Consider the following 17,885-nt stretch of genomic DNA (forward strand, 5'->3'; position numbering starts at 1 on the left):
TCTTTTTATCTCAAATTTGGCCGAAACGGCGATATTTTGCTTATTTGATAAGGAATTTCAATATATAAACTCTATCAAAAAACGGCTAAATTTGAAAAAACTAAGCTAAAATTTTAATCAAAAATTTATAAAATTTGTTATATTATCGTCGCAAAAATAAAAGGGATAAAATATATCCTAATTGATAAAGGTCAAGCGTGAGAGTATATCTAGACAACAATGCCACGACGATGGTCGATCCCGAAGCTTTCGAGCTTATGAAGCCGTTTTTCTGCGAAAAATACGGCAACCCAAACTCGCTTCATAGATTTGGCTCCGAGACGCACCCGGCGCTTCGCCGCGCGATGGATCAGCTCTATGCAGGCATAAACGCGAGCGATAACGACGACATCGTGGTCACGGGCTGCGCTACCGAGAGCAATAACTGGGTGGCTAAAGGCGTATTTTTCGATCATATATTAAATAAAGACAAAGACCACGTCATCATTAGCGCCGTCGAGCATCCGGCGATCTCGGCGACGTTCGAGTTTCTCAAAAAATACGGCGTTCGCGTGAGCCGCGTGCCCGTAAACGAAAACGGCCTACTAGATCCAAACGACCTAAGAAAGCTCATCGACGACAAAACCGCGCTCGTTAGCATCATGTGGGCAAATAACGAAACGGGCACCATTTTCCCAATAAAAGAGTGCGCGGCAATCGCTCATGAGCACGGCGCGCTGTTTCACACCGACGCGACGCAAACCGTCGGCAAGATCAAGATAAACGTGCGCGAGATGGGCATGGACTTTATGAGCTTTTCGGCGCATAAATTTCACGGACCAAAGGGCGTAGGCGGCCTATATATCAAGGATTCGCAAAAGCTAACGAGTCTGCTTCACGGCGGCGAGCATATGGGCGGCAGACGCAGCGGAACGCTCGATGTCGCGGGTATCGTCGGCATGGCGCAAGCGCTGGAAAACAGCAACAAACTAATCGAGTTTGAAAATCTGCACGTTAGACGCCTGCGCGACAAGCTCGAGGACGCACTGCTGCAGCTACCAGACGTCTCGGTCGTGGGAGAGCGCGCTCACAGGCTACCAAACACCATCCTAGCCGCCATCAAAGGCGTCGAGGGCGAGGCGATGCTGTGGGATCTAAATCAGGCCGGTATCGCTGCATCTACGGGCTCGGCGTGCGCGTCCGAGACTCTAGAGAGCAACCCGATAATGGAAGCCATCGGCGCTAGCAGCGATCTGGCACACACGGCGCTAAGGCTGTCGCTGTCGAGATTTAATACCGAAGAAGAGATCGACTACGCGATAGAGCATATCAAAAAGGCGGTGGTGAGGTTAAGGGGTATTTCAAGCACGTACGCCTATAGCCCTAACGGCAAGTAACGGCTCGTCTTTTTCCTTTATACGTCGTTAGAAATTTCGCCTGAGCTCGGTTACGTATTTCGTATACGCGCCCTCGCTCGGCTCATTTCCGCCTCGTCTAAAGAAAAAATACGGCTCCTTATCGTTTTACATTCAAATTTGAAGTTAAATTTAATTGAAATTTGAGCTTTAAAAGTCCAAATTTGAGTTAAATAAAAAGTGCAAGCTGAAGTATTTTGAGATGATTTTTGGGGTTGCGCAGGTAAAATTTAGCGTAGGCTGGACAGATAGTCCGCCGAGCTAAATTTTAGTAAGCTCCACAAAAAGCGCTCAAAAGACGAAGCGCAAAAAAAAGGAAATAAAATGGCAAAAAATAATCTAATAGGCGGCTCCATCTGGGACGAATACTCACAAAACGTCCAAGACCGCATGAATAACCCCAAATTTATGGGCGAGATAACGCAGGACGAGGCTAAAGCAAGGGGCGGCAAGCTCATCGTGGCGGATTTTGGTGCGGAGAGCTGCGGCGACGCTGTGAGGCTGTATTGGCTCGTGGACGAGAAAACCGACCGTATCATGGACGCTAAATTTAAGAGCTTTGGCTGCGGCACAGCGGTGGCGAGCTCCGATACGATGGCTGAGCTTTGCATCGGCAAGACCGTGGATGAAGCGGTCAAAATCACTAACATCGACGTGGAAAAAGCCATGCGCGACCCGCCTGACCCCCCAGCCGTCCCGCCGCAAAAGATGCACTGCTCGGTCATGGCCTACGACGTCATCAAGGCCGCCGCGGCGCAGTATAAGGGCGTGGATCCTGAGCATTTCGAGGACGAGATCATCGTGTGCGAGTGCGCGCGCGTGAGTCTAGGCACGATCAAAGAGGTCATCCGCCTAAACGACCTACACACGGTCGAGGAGATCACGCAATACACCAAAGCAGGCGCCTTTTGCAAGTCCTGCGTGCGACCGGGCGGACACGAAAAGCGCGAGTATTATCTCGTCGATATCCTCGCAGACACCAGAGCCGAGATGGAGCGGGAGAAAAAGCAAGCCCTCATCGACGCGCAGGCTGCGGGTAAATTTGACGACGTGAGCTTTGAAAATATGACCGTCGTGGGCCAGTTAAAGGCCATCGAGAGCGTCATAGATAGGGATATCCGCCCGATGCTGATGATGGACGGCGGCAATATGGAAATCCTCGATTTGCAAAAGGACGCCGAGGGCAAATTTGACGTCTATATCAGATATATGGGCGCTTGCAGCGGCTGCGCAAGCGGCGCGACGGGCACGCTATATGCGATCGAAAACGTATTGCAAGAAAACCTCAGTCCAAATATCCGCGTCCTGCCTATCTGATCTGTTTTGGACGGCAAATTTGACGCAGCTTAAGGCTCAAATTTGATTAAATTCGGGGCGGTTAATTTAGCCGCCCTGCTCTTTTTCACTCAAATTTACCCCAAAAACCACCTGCCCCTACTCCCCATTTACGAAATTAAATTTTTCTACTTCATTTATCAAAATACCTAAAATTCCGATAATCGTTAATGTATGAGTTTTTAGTGATAAAGTTAGAATTTTACATATTCGTTTTTTAAGTTTTATAAAAGTTTAAGTTGTTAATATTCATCCAGATTTTAATACGAAATCAAATTTAATCACAAAGGAAAACGCAATGTTTAGCGCAAGAAATCAACTGTCAGCTCAAATCACAGAGGTAAGAGAGGGGGCGGTAAACTCTCTAGTAGCAGCAAAGCTACAAGGCGGAGAGACAGTAAAAGCAACCGTAACCGTAGATAGCCAAAAGGCTTTAGATCTAGTAGCGGGTAAAAAGGTAGTTTATCTGTTTAAAGCTTCTTCTATCATAGTGGCTAAAGGCGATAACGGTCTAAAACTAAGCGCTACTAACCAACTAAAAGGTAAGGTAGTAAAAGTAGTAGAGGGTGCGGTAAATGCTGAAGTAGATATCGAGATAGCAGGCGGAGATAAGCTAAGCGCTATCATCACTAACGAGTCTGCTAAAAACCTAGCTCTAAAAGCTGGCGATGAAGTAACTGCTATAATCAAAGCTAGCCACATCATCATTGGTGCTTAATTCTTTAAGTAGCGAGCGTTTTAATTAATGCTCGCTATTTCAAATTTGATGCAAATTTTACTCAATCCACATTATTTCAGTTCTTCTAAAAATTTAACAACATAAAAACAAAATTCCAAAAAATTAAAACGATAAAAATTTGATTTAATAAATTAAAAGACAAATTTGAAGTATTGACAAGTTAGTGTTTGTTAAAAAAGAAAGGAGCGGGAAACCGCCCCTGGGTATTATAAAGCAGCCTTTGCTTTTGAAGCTAGCTCGCTGAAAGCTTTTGCGTCATTCATAGCTAGATCGGCTAAGATTTTTCTATCAAGCTCGATATTTGCTTTTTTAAGTCCCGCGATAAAGCGCGAATAGCTAATGTCGTTTAGGCGGCACGCAGCGTTGATGCGCACTATCCACAAGCGGCGGAAGTCGCGTTTCTTGCGGCGTCTGTCGCGGTAAGCATAGACCAAACTTCTTTCTAATTGCTCTTTAGCTTTTCTAAAGTGTTTGTGTCTAGCGCTGAAAAAACCTCTAGCTAGTTTTAAAACTTTTTTATGGCGTCTTCTTCTAACTACGCCTGTTTTTACTCTTGCCATATTTATCCTTTACAAATCGGCGCTCACTGAGTGAGTCTTGCCCCAAATTCGGGGGAGTTTGGAATGACTTTTCGTCAAAAACTTAAATTCCGAGCATCGCTTTGACGCTTGCGACGTTTGTGCTGTCTACGTATTGAGGCGAGCGTAAATCTCTCTTGCGGTTGCGAGATTTTTTAGTCAAAATGTGGCTTCTAAAAGCAGAGCCTCTTTTGATCTTGTTTTTGCCCACTTTAAAACGTTTAGCAGCGCCGCGAACTGTCTTCATCTTAGGCATACTAATCCTTTTAAAATTTCTTTTACGCCTTACGCGTAAGAGTGGGATTATACCCAAAATTCCTTTAAGAAATTTAAATTTGACGTGGCGCGCGTCAAAACGCAAAACAAATTTGCAATACAATCTTGAAAATAGCTTAAATTTTATATTTAATTAATATTTTTAGTCCTATAATTTCACTTAGATTTATTATCTCAAATCAAGGAGTAACGATGAAGATGAAGTTTCTCGCCTCTGCGGCGGTAATAAGCGCGATGTTTTGCGCAAACGCGCTAGCTTGCACGACTATTTTGGTTGGAGAGGGAGCCTCTGACGACGGCTCTATGTTGATAGCAAGGAGCGCCGATAGCAAGGCGATAAAGGCGCAGGTGTTTTTGATACATCCCAAAAAAACCAATCAAAAAGGCGTCCACAGCTCAAAGGCGCACGATGGGGCAAATGATTTTACCTATCCGCTGCCAAAAGAGGGCATGAGATACACGACGATAGCAAACTCCCACACCAAGCTTCACGGCGCGGTCGGCTACAATGACGCGGGCGTTGGCATCAGCGGTACCGAGACCATATATGCTAAAGACGAACTGCTAAAAATCGATCCGTATAACGAAGCAACCGGCATCACGGAGGACGATATCCCAGACGTCTTGCTGCCTCGTATGAAAAGCGCGGCCGAGGGCGTGAAGCTGCTCGGCGAGATCGTAGAAACTACGGGTGCGGGAGAGGGTTTTGGCGTAGTGTTCGTGGATAAAAACGAGCTTTGGTACTTTGAGACGGGCACGGGTCATCACTGGATGGCGGTTAAGCTACCAAAAGACGAGTATTTCGTCTCCGCAAACCAAGGTAGACTACAAAACTACAAAGAAAACGATCCAAATTTCATGGGATCAAAGAATTTAATCAAATTTGCCCAAGATAACGGCGCCTACGATCCGGCAAAAGACGGCGAATTTCAGTTTACGAAAGCCTACACCAGAGACGACGAGAGAGATATGACCTACAACTATCCGCGCGTTTGCTGGGTGCAGCAAATGTTTAATCCCGAGCTAAAAGACAAGCAAACCCTTGACGGCGGCAACTATCCGGTATTTTTAAAACCGTCTAAAAAGCTAAGCGTACAGGATCTAAAAACCGCGCTCAGATCCCACTACGACGGCACCGCCTACGATAATTACTCCAGCAAAGACGAAAATCAAAAAAACATCTACCGCGCCGTGAGCGTCTTTAGAACCTACGAGTCGCACGTGATGCAGGTGCGCCCGTGGCTACCGCAAGAAATCGGCAGAGTGACCTACGTGGCGCTTGGCATGTCCGATCTTGGCGTTTATTTGCCGTATTACTACGGGCTGGATAAATTCATAGGCGGCTACGACAAAGGCTCGTATAAGGCCGACGACGAGTCGATCTACTGGACGTATAGAAAACTGCAAACTCTCGTGATGATGGACTACGATAAGTATTCGCCGGTCGTAAAAAAGGCCTACAAGGAGTTTGAGGACGCGCTCGCGGTCAAGCAGGCTAAATTTGAAGACGAATACGTCAAACTCTACAAAAAAGACAAAGCCAAAGCAAACAAGCTGCTAAACGAATTTTCGATAAATATGATGAAGGAAGCCAAGGCTTTAACGCAAAATTTGACTAATGAAATCTTTACGATGCTAACTGATGACACCGACGCCAAGCTAAAATCGCTAAACAAAGGCAAAAAAGACTAGGCAAATTTAAGGGGCGGGCTGCGGCTTGCCTCAAATTTAGCCCGAATTTGATAAAAACTTCTTGATTTATTTTTTAAAAATCTTTATAATACGGCTCAAATTTGACCCCAAAGGATGAGCTTAATGCCTTGCCCCATGCCTGAGACTCTTTAATCTTAGCAAAAAAACCGCAAACGACTTTAAAAAAACAGCCGAATTTTTAAATAATTTCACGTTTTTAAACATTAATATAAATTTATTTCTATCGCCGCGAGGGGCGCATTGTAATTGCATTTTTAAAAACAAAGCGAAGCAGCATCTGAAATTTGGGCGAAATTTATTTAGCAGGGTTTTTTATAAATTTTATTTTAGTTTGAGGAAATCGGGTTGCCACCCGCCTTTTACTTGCGCTCTCTTGGACGATTTTGACGGAGGCTTAAATTTGCTACCCGCGGCAGGCTACGTGCCTAGCCTTGGTCGCAAATTTGGGCGCCAACCGCCAAACTCGCCTCAAGAATAACGCAATTAAAATTTAAATCCAAAAATCATAAAAATTTAAAAAAAGGAATCAAAATGATAAAAAGTTATGTTACGGGTTTCCCGCGAATCGGAGAAAAAAGAGAGCTAAAACGCGCGCTTGAGGGTCTTTGGGCTGGCAAAGAGGGTTTTAGCGAGGAGAATTTACTAAGCGTCGCTAAAACGCTAAAAAATAGACACTGGCAATACCAAAAAGACGCCGAAATCTCGGCTATCAGCGTAAATGATTTTTCGTTTTACGATCTTATGCTTGATAACATCGTGGCATTTGGCGCGGTGCCGCCTAGATTTGCGAATTTGAGCGGACGAGAGCAGTATTTTGCCTGCGCTCGCGGCAACAAAACGGGCGTAGCGATGGAGATGACGAAGTGGTTTAACACAAACTACCATTACATCGTGCCTGAACTTAGCGCCGAGACGTCGTTTAAGCTTGACGCGTCAAAAATCCTCGCCGAATACGAAGAGGCAAAGGCTGCGGGCGTAAAAGGCAAGGTAAATTTGATCGGACCTATCACCTTTTTGGCGCTTTCAAAGACCACCGACGGCAGCTGCCCGTTTAAAAACCTAAACGCTCTAGTCGCCGAGTACAAAAAGCTTCTTGGGCTACTTTCGACGCTTGACGATGAGATTTTGGTGCAGTTTGACGAGCCGATTTTTGCGACAGATAAAAACGAAGAAATCCTACTTAGCGTCATCGCCAAAGTATATAACGAGCTAGCCGCAGCCGCAAGCAACGTAAAAATCGTGTTTATGACCTATTTCGAGCACGCGCTAAAAGCGGTAGCCGAGGTGGCGAAAACTAAAATTTACGGTATCGGACTTGATTTCGTTCACGGAAAAAGAAATTTTGAAGCGCTTGAAGCTATCAAAAATAGCCACTTAACGCTATTTGCAGGCGTCATCGACGGACGAAATATCTGGAAAAGCAACATCGACGAGAAGGTAAATTTAGTCCGCGAAATCAGCGAAAAAATCGGCGGCAAAGATTTCTACGTCGGATCTAGCTGCTCGCTACTTCACGTGCCTTATACCATAAAATACGAAGAAAAACTAAACTCCGAGGTCAAAAGCTGGCTAAGCTTTGCCGTAGAAAAACTAGACGAGATCAAAATCATAACCAAGCTAGCTAACGGCGTAGCGCTAAATGCGGCGGAGAGCAAAATTTACGAAGAGAACAAAGCTGCGGTTAAAACGCGCGCGACATCAAATTTGATCCACTCTTCAAGCGTACAAAACCGCGTGAAAAATCTAGTCAAATTTGAGCGCGAAGATAAATTTGAAGATCGCATCAAGATCCAACGCGAGAGCCTAAACTACGGCATCCTACCGACTACGACGATAGGCAGCTTCCCGCAAACCGTCGAGCTAAGAGTACTTCGCCAAAATTTCAAAAAAGGCGAGATCGACGCGGCTGCATATGAAGCCGGCATCAAAAAATACATCGACGACTGCGTCAAATTTCAAGAAGATATCGGCCTAGACGTGCTGGTCCACGGCGAGCCTGAGCGTAACGACATGGTCGAGTATTTCGGCGAGCAGATCGAGGGCTATGCGTTTAGCGAGAACGGCTGGGTGCAAAGCTACGGCAGCCGCTGCGTGAAACCGCCTCTACTTTTCGGCGACGTAAGCCGCCCAAAAGCGATGACCGTCGAATGGATGAAATACGCCCAAAGTCGCACTAGCCGCATAATGAAGGGCATGCTAACGGGTCCCGTGACCATGCTAAACTGGAGCTTCGTGCGCGACGACCTGCCTCGCAGCGAAGTGGCTAAGCAGCTTGCGCTTTGTATATTTGACGAGATCGCAGACCTGCAAAATGCCGGCATCCGCATCATCCAAGTGGACGAAGCGGCGTTTAAAGAGGGCTATCCGCTACGCGCCGAAAACATCCCTGCGTACGAGAAATTCGCGGTCGATTGCTTTAAGCTCTCCGTTAGCTCGGCCGAGCCTAAAACGCAGATCCACACGCATATGTGCTACTCCGAGTTTAACGACATCATCAAGACTATCGAGGCGATGGACGCCGACGTCATCAGCATCGAGACCGCTCGCAGCGGCAACGAACTGCTAAAGATATTTAAATCAGTCGGCTACAAACAAGAAGTCGGCCCAGGCGTCTACGACATCCACAGCCCGCGGGTTCCTAGCACCGACGAGATCGTGCGCCAGATCCGTGCGCTACTCGAGGTTCTACCGAAAGAACAGCTCTGGATCAACCCTGACTGCGGCCTAAAAACGCGTAAATGGGAAGAGGTCGAGCCGAGCCTAAAAAATATGGTCGAAGCCGTCAAGATCGTAAGAAATTCATAAATTTAACCGCTTGCGACTCGGCTAAATTTGCCGCTTTTGCCGTTTAAATTTACGGCCGAAGCGGCTTTTGTCCGCTAAATTTTGGGCGATGATTTTTAAAACCTGCTCAAATTTGACGCGGATCAAATTTGTCGGTCGAGGGCGAATAATTTATCCTGCGCACGCGCCGCCACGGTATAAATTTGACCGCAAACGGCGCGGTTTTCTACATTATAAATTTGGAAATTTCATGTTAAAAGAAAAAATTTTAAACAAAGAAAAGGGGCTCGTACTCTACGGACTAACGCCGCCCAAGGCCGAATTTGAGGAGTCCAAACTGCGCGACATCTCGGATCGCTGGACGGGCAGGATAGAGAGCATAAACGCCGACGGGCTCGTGCTTTACGAGGTGCAAGACGAAAGCGAGCGAAACGAAAGCGAACGGACTTTTGAGTTTAGCGGAACGTTAAGCCCGGAAATTTACTACCGAGACTACCTAAGCGTCGCGACTCCGAGCGTTTTCTACCGCGTGGCTAGCGGCTACGACGAGGAGGGATTTCGCGCGGCTCTAGCGGCTCAAAGCTCAAATTTAAACGTGCTCGTCGGAGCGACGTCTAGCTCGCAAAAAGTACGGTTCAATTTGGCTCGCGCATACGAGATCGCGGGCGAATTTGAAAATTTGGCCGTCGGCGGCGTATGTATCGCCGAGCGCCACGCCAAAAAGGGCGACGAACCGCAAAGGATGCGCGAAAAGATCGCGGCTGGGGCGAAGTTTTTCATCTCACAGGCGATTTTTGACGCGCAGATGACGCGTAAATTTTTAGAAGACTGCGCGGCCGCAAAGATAACCGAGCCGATATTTCTCACGTTTTCTACGGCCGGCAATCCAAAAACGCTGGAGTTTATCAAATGGCTGGGCGTTAGCGTGCCTAGCTCGGTCGAAGATCGGTTAAATGCCAGCGAGGAATATCTAGCACAAAGTTGCGAGATCATCAAAGAAATTTGGCGCGAGTTAAAGAAATTCGGCGACGAAAACGGGCTAAATTTGGGCGCAAACATCGAAAGCGTGATGGCAAAGCGCGCCGAGATCGAGGCGAGCCTGGAGCTAGCTCGCGAGTTTAGGCTTCTTTAAGGCGAGCGCGGCGGTAAATTTGAGCGACAAGCACGCGAAATTTAGGTGTAAAGGTTGCGCCGCAAAGCAAATTTTACCTTCGCGCAGGTTTGTTTAAATTTAGATGCTTTTGCCCAAATCTTAAATTTCCGTAAGGCGCTAAATTTGAAAGAGCGAAATTTAAACGAAAAGGGGCGACAATCGCGGAGAAAAAGCGCGGGACGTTTAAATTTACAGACAAGCGGAACGAAACAAGGCAGCGGACGGCTTAAATTTAGGCAAAAGATGCGAGAAAAAAGCGGCGTAAATTTAAGCGCAAATACGGACTGCGCGGCCTGGAAAATTTAACCGCACTTGGCAGCTTTGGTTTGCGAGCTAACAAGCCGTAAAAATAAGCAACCAAACGCGTAAAGGAGTTAAAACGGAGACTTTATTTACCTTTATTTTCGTCGGCGCATTTGTAGCGCTTTTTGCACTTCCGGCGGCTTCTAATCTTTTTGCGGCTTTGGGCGAAAAACCCGCCCGAAATTTAAGCGAGAATGCTCAAAACTCAGCCCAAAGCGAGCTTTCGCCCGAGCTAAAAGAGCTAGAAAACGAGCGCGTAAATTTAGTCGCCGCTATCAAAAAAGCAAATTTGATCGGCATTGGCGTCGGCATTTGCGCGGGCGCGGCGATAGCGTATCTTTTAGACGCGATTTTTGGCGTGATGCTTGGCGCTATCTCTTACGCCGCGACGACCAGCCTTTTGACTGCGTCTAAAAGGCGAGAATTTAGGGCAAATTTTAAACGCCAAATCATAGAAAATATCGTAAAAAAATACGGCCTTAGCTACGATAAAGACCGCGGACTGGGGCTTGATGATTTTTTTACTATTTATGATTGTACGGTACACCAGTGGAGCAGCGAGGATCTGGTGGAGGGCGATATAGATGGCGTTAGCGTCAAATTTAGCGACTTTTACGCCGCCAAAAAGGTGAAAAAGAAAAATAGCACCGAGACAGTCGTGCTATTTCGAGGCGTGCTTTTTAAGGCCGATTTTAACAAAACCTTAAGCTCCATAACTCAAATTTCGCATGTAAACTCAGGAAATTTAGCAATCTACGGCAAAAAGGCGAATATGGACGACGTGAGATTCGAGGAGATGTTTGACGTCTATACGACCGATCAGATCGGCGCTAGATACGCGCTTAGCCCGGCGCTAATGGAAAAATTTACCCAGCTTTGCCTAAGACTAGACGCGCCGGTAAACGCCGTTTTAAAGGGTAGCCAAATCTTCATCGCTGTAGAGACCTGGCGCGACGACTTTGAGCCGCAGCTTGGCAAATCGCTAATGGACGAAGCGACGCTAACTGCCTACGAGAGCGAGATAGAGAGCTTTACGCAGATAATAAAAGAGCTAAATTTAAACCGCAAAATTTGGTAAGTTTTACGAAAATTTAACTCGGTATAGCATAAATAATTTCTAAACGTCAAAGCGTTTTTGTGATATAATCTCTTTGCAAATCCACATAAAGGAGTCGTCATGAAAAAGTTGATTTTCACGATCTTTTTGGCGTGTTTGGCGCTGTCTTCGGCCCAGGCCGGCAAGAGCCATGGCGATGGAGCGCAGGCCGTGTCTAAAGGGCAGTGGGCTACGGCGGTGCAGCTTTTTACGAAAGGCTGCTATAGCGAGAATGACACCGCATCATGCAAAGATCTAGGCGAGATATATGAGTACGGCAGAGGCGGTGCGACTGATCAGCGCGTGAAAAAGGACGCTGCTCTATCAAAGCAAGCTTATGAAAGATGCTGCGAGAAAAGCAAAGGGCTCAGAAAAGACTGCTGCAAAAAAGTCGGCAAATAATCGCTGTATCTAAATAAATACGGCCGCTTGTAGGGCTAAATTTGACTTATCAAGCGGCTTTCAAATCCAATTATTATTTGGGCAACTCTAGCTCAAATTTATCAAATTTTACTTCTTTGGCACTATTTTTGTACGCCAACTTGTAAATCTTATATTCGAGAGCTTAAATTTGCCGACCTTTTGGGCCTTTACTCGGTTAAATTTTGCTCGGCGGCTTGAAGGACTTTTTCTAACTTTTTGTTATTTTTACCGTCTTTTTCTAGATACAGTCGCTGTTGCTCTTTGAGGGCTTTAAAAATTTGCGCTCGCTCTTCGCCGTTCGTTATTTCAAGCAGCGCTTGCGCCCAGTTTGCGGGATAACTAAGATAATATTGTCCTACACCCGAAAGAGTTTTTTGCATTCGCTTAGCGTCGCTAATTAGATTATAAACGGGGTAGGTCGGGACGATTTTTAGCGTTTCTCGCTCAGCTATTTCGCAGGAGATTAGTTCTTTTGCTAGTTCGATACGTATTTTTAAAATTTCTTTGATCTGATCGTTTGTGTAGCGATTTGACTTGCGCGAATTTACTTTTTGCATATTTATAAAATTCCTTAAAATTTAAAAATCAGGATATAAAAGTAGATATTTATCATCAAATTTTGCCAAATTTTAAGGTTTAAAATTTGAGCGATTTCTCGCCCAAATTTATCAAATTTTACCTCTTCGGCGTTACCAACATATTGACGTAGCGGCCTTCCAGCAGCGGCTCTTTATCGCGGTCGGAGACGTCTTTTACCATCTCCCATACTTTTTGTAGCATCGCGACGCCGGCTTCGGGATTGCTCATCTCGCGGCCTTTTAGAAATACGCGAAATTTGACGTGTTTGCCGTCTTCTAGAAACTCAAGCGCGTGCTTGACTTTATAGTTGATGTCGTTTTGAGCGATTTTGACGGAGAGCTTGATCTCTTTTATTTCGATCGTTTTTTGCTTTTTCTTGGCCTCTTTTTGCTTTTTTTCCTGCTGATAGCGGAATTTGCCGTAGTCCATTATCTTGCAAACGGGAGGTTTAGCGTCAGGTGCGATTAGCACCAGATCAAGCCCCATTTTATCGGCGATTTTCAAGGCCTCTACTCTTGGGATGACGCCGTATGCGGTGCCGTCGTCCCCCACGCATCTTACTTCGCTCGCTCTGATATCTTCGTTGAGCAACACTTCGTTTTCTTTAGCCAATTAGTTTTTTCCTTTAAGTTGAAATTTGTTGATTATATCCAAAAATATTGTGTTTTTATTGTATTTTTCGTAGAAATTTATTGCGCCGTGACAGTTTTTGCGGATTTTGGTAAAAGCCAGGCTTAGCATAAAGCCGCGCCTAGCTCAAATTTAGCGGATTTTCGCTGCGGTTTCAAAAACTTACCTCGGCGAGTTTTGATTTGAGTAACTCGACGAATTCATCCAGCTTCATATCTTTTTGTTCTCTAGTCGTGCGGTCGCGCAGGGCGATGGCGCTATTTGCCACTTCGTTGTCGCCCAGTACCGCGATCATAGGCACGCGCTGTTTTTCTGCGGTGCGGATGCGTTTGTTTAGGCTCTCGTTCTTGCTCGCGATTTCGCTATCTACGCCGATTTTGCGAAGCTCTTTGGCGACTGTTTTGGCGTAGTCTAGGTGCGCGTCGCTGATCGGCACGATGACTACTTGCGTCGGAGCGACGAAAAACGGTAGCTCGCCGCCCGTGTGCTCGATTAAAATGCCGATAAATCGCTCGAAGCTTCCCAGTAGCGCGCGGTGAAGCATAACCGGTTGCTGGCGCTCGTTATTTGCGTCGATGTAGCCTAAGTCAAAGCGCTCAGGCAGGTTAAAGTCTACCTGTATCGTGCCGCACTGCCATTTTCGTTTTAGTGCGTCGGTGATTTTTATGTCGATTTTTGGGCCGTAGAATGCGCCGCCGCCCTCGTCGATACCGTATTTAAAGCCGTTTTCGTCAAGCGCTTCTTTTAGCGCTTTGGTCGCCGTTTCCCAAATTTCGTCCCCGCCGATAGCTTTTGCAGGCTTGGTCGAAATCTCCATCTCGTAGTGGAAGCCGAAATTTTCCATTATTTTGCCGGCAAATTTTAAAATTTCTAGGATATTTTCTTTTATCTGGCTCGGCATACAAAAGATGTGCGAGTCGTCCTGGGCAAATTCGCGCACCCTGAAAAGTCCGTGCAAAACGCCGCTTTTTTCGTGGCGATGCACGACGCCGTATTCGAAAAATTTAAGCGGCAAATCGCGGTATGAGCGGATGTCGCTTTGATAGACCTTGATGTGGCCGACGCAGTTCATCGGCTTTATTCCGTATTCTGCCTCGTCTATCGTCGTAAAGTACATATTTTCTTTATAATTTGCGTAGTGGCCGCTCTTTTTCCACACGTCGGCTTTTAGTAGCTCGGGGCCTCTAACCGGCTCGTAGCCGCGGTCTCGGTGGGCTTTGTATAAAATTTGCTCTAGCTTTGAGCGCAAGCGTCCGCCGTTTGGTAGCCAGATCGGCAGACCGCCGCCGACCTCTTCGTCAAATGTAAATAACTTCATCTCGACGCCAAGCTTTCTGTGGTCGCGTTTTTTGGCCTCTTCGATGATGCGGATGTGCTCTTTTAGGCTCTCTTTATCGGCAAATGCGGTGCCGTAGATGCGGTTTATCATCTCGCGCGTCTCGTCGCCGCCAAGATACGCGCCGGCTACTCGCGTTAGTTTAAAAAATCTTAAAAATTTGGTATTTGGCAAGTGCGGTCCGCGGCACAAATCCTCGAAATTTCCTTGCTTGTAGCTACTGACTTCGCCCTCGGGGATACGTTTTAGTACCTCTTGTTTTAGCTCGTCGTCTTTAAATTTATCGCTCATCGCGGTTTTGGTCGAGCAGGTTTTGACGATGTCCTGTTTTGCTTCGGCTAGCTCTTTCATCTTGGCTTCTATCGCCTCTAGATCCTCGTCGCTAAGCTTGCTGTTGGCCTCGTCGACTTTAAAATCATAATAAAATCCGTCCTCGACGTTTGGTCCGACGAAAAATTTAGCCTGCGGATAAAGCTCTTTGATAGCCTGCGCCATGAGGTGCGCACAGGAGTGTCTGATGACGTTTAGCGCGTCGGGGGAGTTGTCAAAATAAATCGGTTCTGCGGCGTTTTCTCGCCCGTTGATACTCTGGGTATCGACTATGTTTCCATCCAGTTTGTATGCGATGATATCGCTCATTTTACGTCCTTTTTATCGAAACATCTTTCTTACGCTGAAAGAATTGGGCTTGATTTTAGCTAAAATGTTTTTAAGCTTTACTTAATGTTTTATTTGATTTGGGTTTAAACGGCGGTCAAATTCAAATTCTAAATATAGTATAATATATTGATTAAAATCTAAATATTGTTAAATCGGTAATATTCCCAATATAGTTTATTATATTTTAAGAAAACTAACGCTAATATTTCACCGAATGGATCATGCATTTATCTCGTCTTTGCATTGTTTTGATTCATTTTTCTCCCAAATTGCGCAAAGGAGTGGTTGCCTTTGCGCCTTAATCTTTAAATTTATTCCCAAAAAACCTGCATAAATTTGATGCTAACGAGTTAAATTTTAGAAAATAAATACATTTTGGCTTTAGTTTGCAAATTTGACGCATTGGATTTAAGATGCGAAATAAGTAAAATTTGATGAAATTTGAATAAAAAGAAGCGAAATGGTGGCCCCGAATGGACTAAAACTATACCGCTTTACATACGATAAAATAGCAGTTTAAGGTTTAAAATTGGAATATTTCTTACCCAATTTCTTACCTAATTGTGATTATTGCCTTTTGGCTTAGCATAAATTTTAACATCTCGCTTGCCAAATTCGTAATAGTCTATGCCGGTTATTTGGTAGGTGTTGCCTCTAAATTTGATCTCGTAGTCGATCAGGCTCTTATCCTTTAAAGCCTCATTGAAATTTACCGTGAATAAAATCTCGGCTTCAGATTGAATTTGCGCTCGCTCATAAGCCTCTTTCGCCGATAGCTGCCTTACATAAGCCCAAACATCTTTTAGCAAGTATTGCTGCTGTTTTTCAACCTCGCCGTATTCGTTCGTAGTCGAGACGTAACCTAATATACTGATCTTTTTATCTTTTATCATCACAAAGCCTTTCAAATTCTGTTAAATGTTCGCACAACCCGACGTAAGCGTTTAGTAGCGATGCCGTGCCGTCTATTCTTTGGCGCGGATTGTTGCTTTTTACGGGGATTATATTTGCGTTTCTATCCTCTACGACTCCAGTATTACTCAAGCACCATTTTAGGATCGGGCTGTTGTTGTAATTTACCCTTTTAGCCTGCAAGTCGGCTCCTAGGATTTGCAAGGGCAGCGATAAGGTTTTAGCTCCCTGAATACATCTGATCATCTTAAAGCCCTCCGTTTGCATTTCCTCTACCCAGTAGCGAGCCGAATAGCTATCGTAGTAAACCCATAGCACCATAACCCCGTTTTGTTTTACTTGTTCTAAATACCACGCCGTAACGTCCGAATAGTCGATAGTGTTTCCGTCGCAAAGCCTTAAAAGCCCGTTTGCGTGCCAAATATCGTAAGGTATCTTGTCTTCTTTGATCCTAGTCTCTAGATTATCCCTAGGTATCCAATACATCTGCTTAACTAATCTTTCGCCGCCGCTTATCGTTACTAGCGTAGCGCAGGTTAAATCAGTCGTTATTGATAGATTGGCCCCGCCTATGGCGTATACGTTCTTAAATTTAGCCTCGTCGTAGGTTGTTGGATTGTTGATGACGTCAAAGCTTAGCCAAGCATTGCGCGAGCTTTCTCTGATATTAAAATCTTTAGTAAGAATACCGATTAAATCTTTCGGGCTATTTTTGGCTCTTTTGGCCTTATCTGACAAGTCGGTGTATTTTTTGATGCTTCCTAGCCCCGGATTTGCTTTGATCCATTTTTTCTCGTCTTTCCATTCGTCTTTGCTATCAAGCTCATAGATAATAGGCAAAAAGCTATCGTCTTTAAAAATGCCGTCTGCGATATTACAAGCATATTCGTAAATATCATCGAATATACACTCCCTGACCGTGCCGGCAGTCGTGATCATAATTACCAACGGCTCGCGGCGCGCAGATTGGCTTTGCTTCATAACCTCGTAAAGATTTCTGTCTTTTACGCCGTGGAGCTCGTCGATAACTACCAAATGAGAATTGAGCCCGTCTAGAGTGTTGCTATTCTTGCCTAACGGCATCATCTTAGACATATTAAGAGAAAAATATAAATCGCTCTTTCTCTTTTTTAGAAATTTGCTAAGTTGCGGGCTTTGTTTGACCATGTTTAGGGTTTCGTCAAATACGATCTTAGCTTGCTCTTTTTTGGTAGCCACCGAATAAACCTCTGCGCCGGCTTCGCCGTCGGCGATCAGCATATAAAGGCTAAGGCCTGCTAATAGCGAGCTTTTACCGTTTTTTCTAGCCACCATAAAAAAGGCCTCTTTGTATTTTCTTAGCCCCGTTTTTTTATCCACAAAGCCGAATAGTGCAGAGATAAAAGCTTTTTGAAATAGATCGAGCTTTAATGGACTGCCGGCCCATTCGCCCTTTGAGTGTTTGCAAAATTTCTCTATAAATTCGATAGGCCTTAAGGCTTTTTTCTCGTCGAATTTATACTGGCCGCTTTTGTCTTTCATGTCGTTTATCAGTTTGGAGTAAATTTTTTCTACTCTTTTGCTGACTAATATTTCGCCCGATTTGATTTTGCGATAATACTCTTTTACGAAGTTCATTATTTGCTCGAGATGAAATTTATCAGCTCGCTATCGTCGGCGGGAGACGGATTTTTATCTATCAGCTCCATAAGCTGCCTATACACTAGCGAATACCGCTGAATAGTCGTGTTGTAGCTTTTTAGCGCAGAATTCTCCCTAATAAAGCTTTGTTTGCCCTGGTTAAATTCCTCTAAAATTTCGCCTTTTTCTACTACTTCTTTAAGTCTTTGCATGGTTTTATTCATAAATTTTAACTCGATTACCAAATCTTTGGCCACTTTTTGCCTACTTTGCGGCGCAAGCTTAATAAGCTCGTCTAGTTCGTCATTGCTTGATATTTTTCTTGTTTTTGCCATATTGACCCCCTTGTGGTTT

The 17,885-nt window shown here is 45.1% G+C and carries 17 protein-coding genes; 9 read left to right on the plus strand and 8 right to left on the minus strand.

The genetic code is table 11. The features are described from left to right. The first annotated feature begins 197 nt into the window (after positions 1–197). The 3 genes from H7R39_RS04580 (at position 198) to H7R39_RS04590 (ending at position 3,447) form a co-directional block, all read left to right on the plus strand. The gene (locus H7R39_RS04580; RefSeq protein ID WP_185898147.1) at positions 198–1,376 is read left to right on the plus strand and encodes a NifS family cysteine desulfurase; all 1,179 of its coding nucleotides are present in this window, start codon (positions 198–200) and stop codon (positions 1,374–1,376) included. Positions 1,377–1,718: 342 nt separating this feature from the next. Then, positions 1,719–2,711, plus strand: a complete 993-nt coding sequence (locus H7R39_RS04585) for an iron-sulfur cluster assembly scaffold protein (RefSeq protein WP_185898148.1) — start codon at positions 1,719–1,721, stop codon at positions 2,709–2,711. Between the two features lie 316 nt (positions 2,712–3,027). Next, on the plus strand, positions 3,028–3,447 hold the full coding sequence (locus H7R39_RS04590; RefSeq protein ID WP_185898478.1) for a TOBE domain-containing protein: 420 nt from the start codon (positions 3,028–3,030) through the stop codon (positions 3,445–3,447). A 227-nt stretch (positions 3,448–3,674) separates the two neighbouring features. Here H7R39_RS04590 and rplT read toward each other — a convergent pair whose 3' ends face one another. Both rplT and rpmI read right to left on the minus strand, forming a co-directional pair. Beyond that, positions 3,675–4,028: a 50S ribosomal protein L20 gene (rplT, locus tag H7R39_RS04595; protein ID WP_002944116.1), complete on the minus strand. Its 354-nt coding sequence runs from the start codon at positions 4,026–4,028 to the stop codon at positions 3,675–3,677. Positions 4,029–4,110: 82 nt separating this feature from the next. Then, a complete protein-coding gene (gene rpmI, locus H7R39_RS04600) occupies positions 4,111–4,302 on the minus strand; it encodes a 50S ribosomal protein L35 (RefSeq protein WP_002944195.1) in 192 nt (63 codons plus the stop codon). 212 nt (positions 4,303–4,514) lie between these two features. Between rpmI and H7R39_RS04605 the strand changes: the two genes are divergently transcribed. From H7R39_RS04605 to H7R39_RS04630, 6 genes are all read left to right on the plus strand, one after another. Then, positions 4,515–6,014 (plus strand): C69 family dipeptidase, encoded by a 1,500-nt coding sequence (locus H7R39_RS04605; protein ID WP_185898149.1) that lies wholly within the window; start codon positions 4,515–4,517, stop codon positions 6,012–6,014. 552 nt (positions 6,015–6,566) lie between these two features. Continuing rightward, entirely contained in the window at positions 6,567–8,840 is a 2,274-nt protein-coding gene (metE, locus tag H7R39_RS04610) for a 5-methyltetrahydropteroyltriglutamate--homocysteine S-methyltransferase (protein ID WP_185898150.1), read from the plus strand. A gap of 229 nt (positions 8,841–9,069) precedes the next feature. After that, entirely contained in the window at positions 9,070–9,951 is an 882-nt protein-coding gene (locus H7R39_RS04615; RefSeq protein ID WP_185898151.1) for a methylenetetrahydrofolate reductase, read from the plus strand. A gap of 144 nt (positions 9,952–10,095) precedes the next feature. Beyond that, positions 10,096–10,278, plus strand: a complete 183-nt coding sequence (locus tag H7R39_RS04620; protein WP_185898152.1) for a hypothetical protein — start codon at positions 10,096–10,098, stop codon at positions 10,276–10,278. 157 nt (positions 10,279–10,435) lie between these two features. Then, the gene (locus H7R39_RS04625; protein ID WP_221892068.1) at positions 10,436–11,353 is read left to right on the plus strand and encodes a DUF3137 domain-containing protein; all 918 of its coding nucleotides are present in this window, start codon (positions 10,436–10,438) and stop codon (positions 11,351–11,353) included. A 99-nt stretch (positions 11,354–11,452) separates the two neighbouring features. Next, entirely contained in the window at positions 11,453–11,773 is a 321-nt protein-coding gene (locus H7R39_RS04630) for a hypothetical protein (protein WP_185898153.1), read from the plus strand. A 188-nt stretch (positions 11,774–11,961) separates the two neighbouring features. Here H7R39_RS04630 and H7R39_RS04635 read toward each other — a convergent pair whose 3' ends face one another. From H7R39_RS04635 to H7R39_RS04660, 6 genes are all read right to left on the minus strand, one after another. After that, positions 11,962–12,351, minus strand: a complete 390-nt coding sequence (locus H7R39_RS04635; RefSeq protein WP_185898154.1) for a hypothetical protein — start codon at positions 12,349–12,351, stop codon at positions 11,962–11,964. 118 nt (positions 12,352–12,469) lie between these two features. Continuing rightward, complete coding sequence (gene infC / locus H7R39_RS04640) at positions 12,470–12,985, minus strand: translation initiation factor IF-3 (RefSeq protein ID WP_185898155.1); 516 nt, start codon at positions 12,983–12,985, stop codon at positions 12,470–12,472. Positions 12,986–13,157: 172 nt separating this feature from the next. Further along, complete coding sequence (gene thrS, locus H7R39_RS04645; protein ID WP_185898156.1) at positions 13,158–14,978, minus strand: threonine--tRNA ligase; 1,821 nt, start codon at positions 14,976–14,978, stop codon at positions 13,158–13,160. A 578-nt stretch (positions 14,979–15,556) separates the two neighbouring features. Next, on the minus strand, positions 15,557–15,892 hold the full coding sequence (locus tag H7R39_RS04650) for a phage head closure protein (protein ID WP_185898157.1): 336 nt from the start codon (positions 15,890–15,892) through the stop codon (positions 15,557–15,559). Then, on the minus strand, positions 15,879–17,528 hold the full coding sequence (locus tag H7R39_RS04655) for a terminase large subunit (protein ID WP_185898158.1): 1,650 nt from the start codon (positions 17,526–17,528) through the stop codon (positions 15,879–15,881). Before H7R39_RS04655 ends, H7R39_RS04650 begins: the two co-directional genes overlap by 14 nt. Continuing rightward, positions 17,528–17,866, minus strand: a complete 339-nt coding sequence (locus tag H7R39_RS04660; protein WP_185898159.1) for a hypothetical protein — start codon at positions 17,864–17,866, stop codon at positions 17,528–17,530. Before H7R39_RS04660 ends, H7R39_RS04655 begins: the two co-directional genes overlap by 1 nt. Between the last annotated feature and the right edge of the window lie 19 nt (positions 17,867–17,885).

Origin of the sequence: Campylobacter massiliensis (assembly GCF_014253065.1) — a bacterium.
Lineage (GTDB): Bacteria > Campylobacterota > Campylobacteria > Campylobacterales > Campylobacteraceae > Campylobacter_A > Campylobacter_A massiliensis.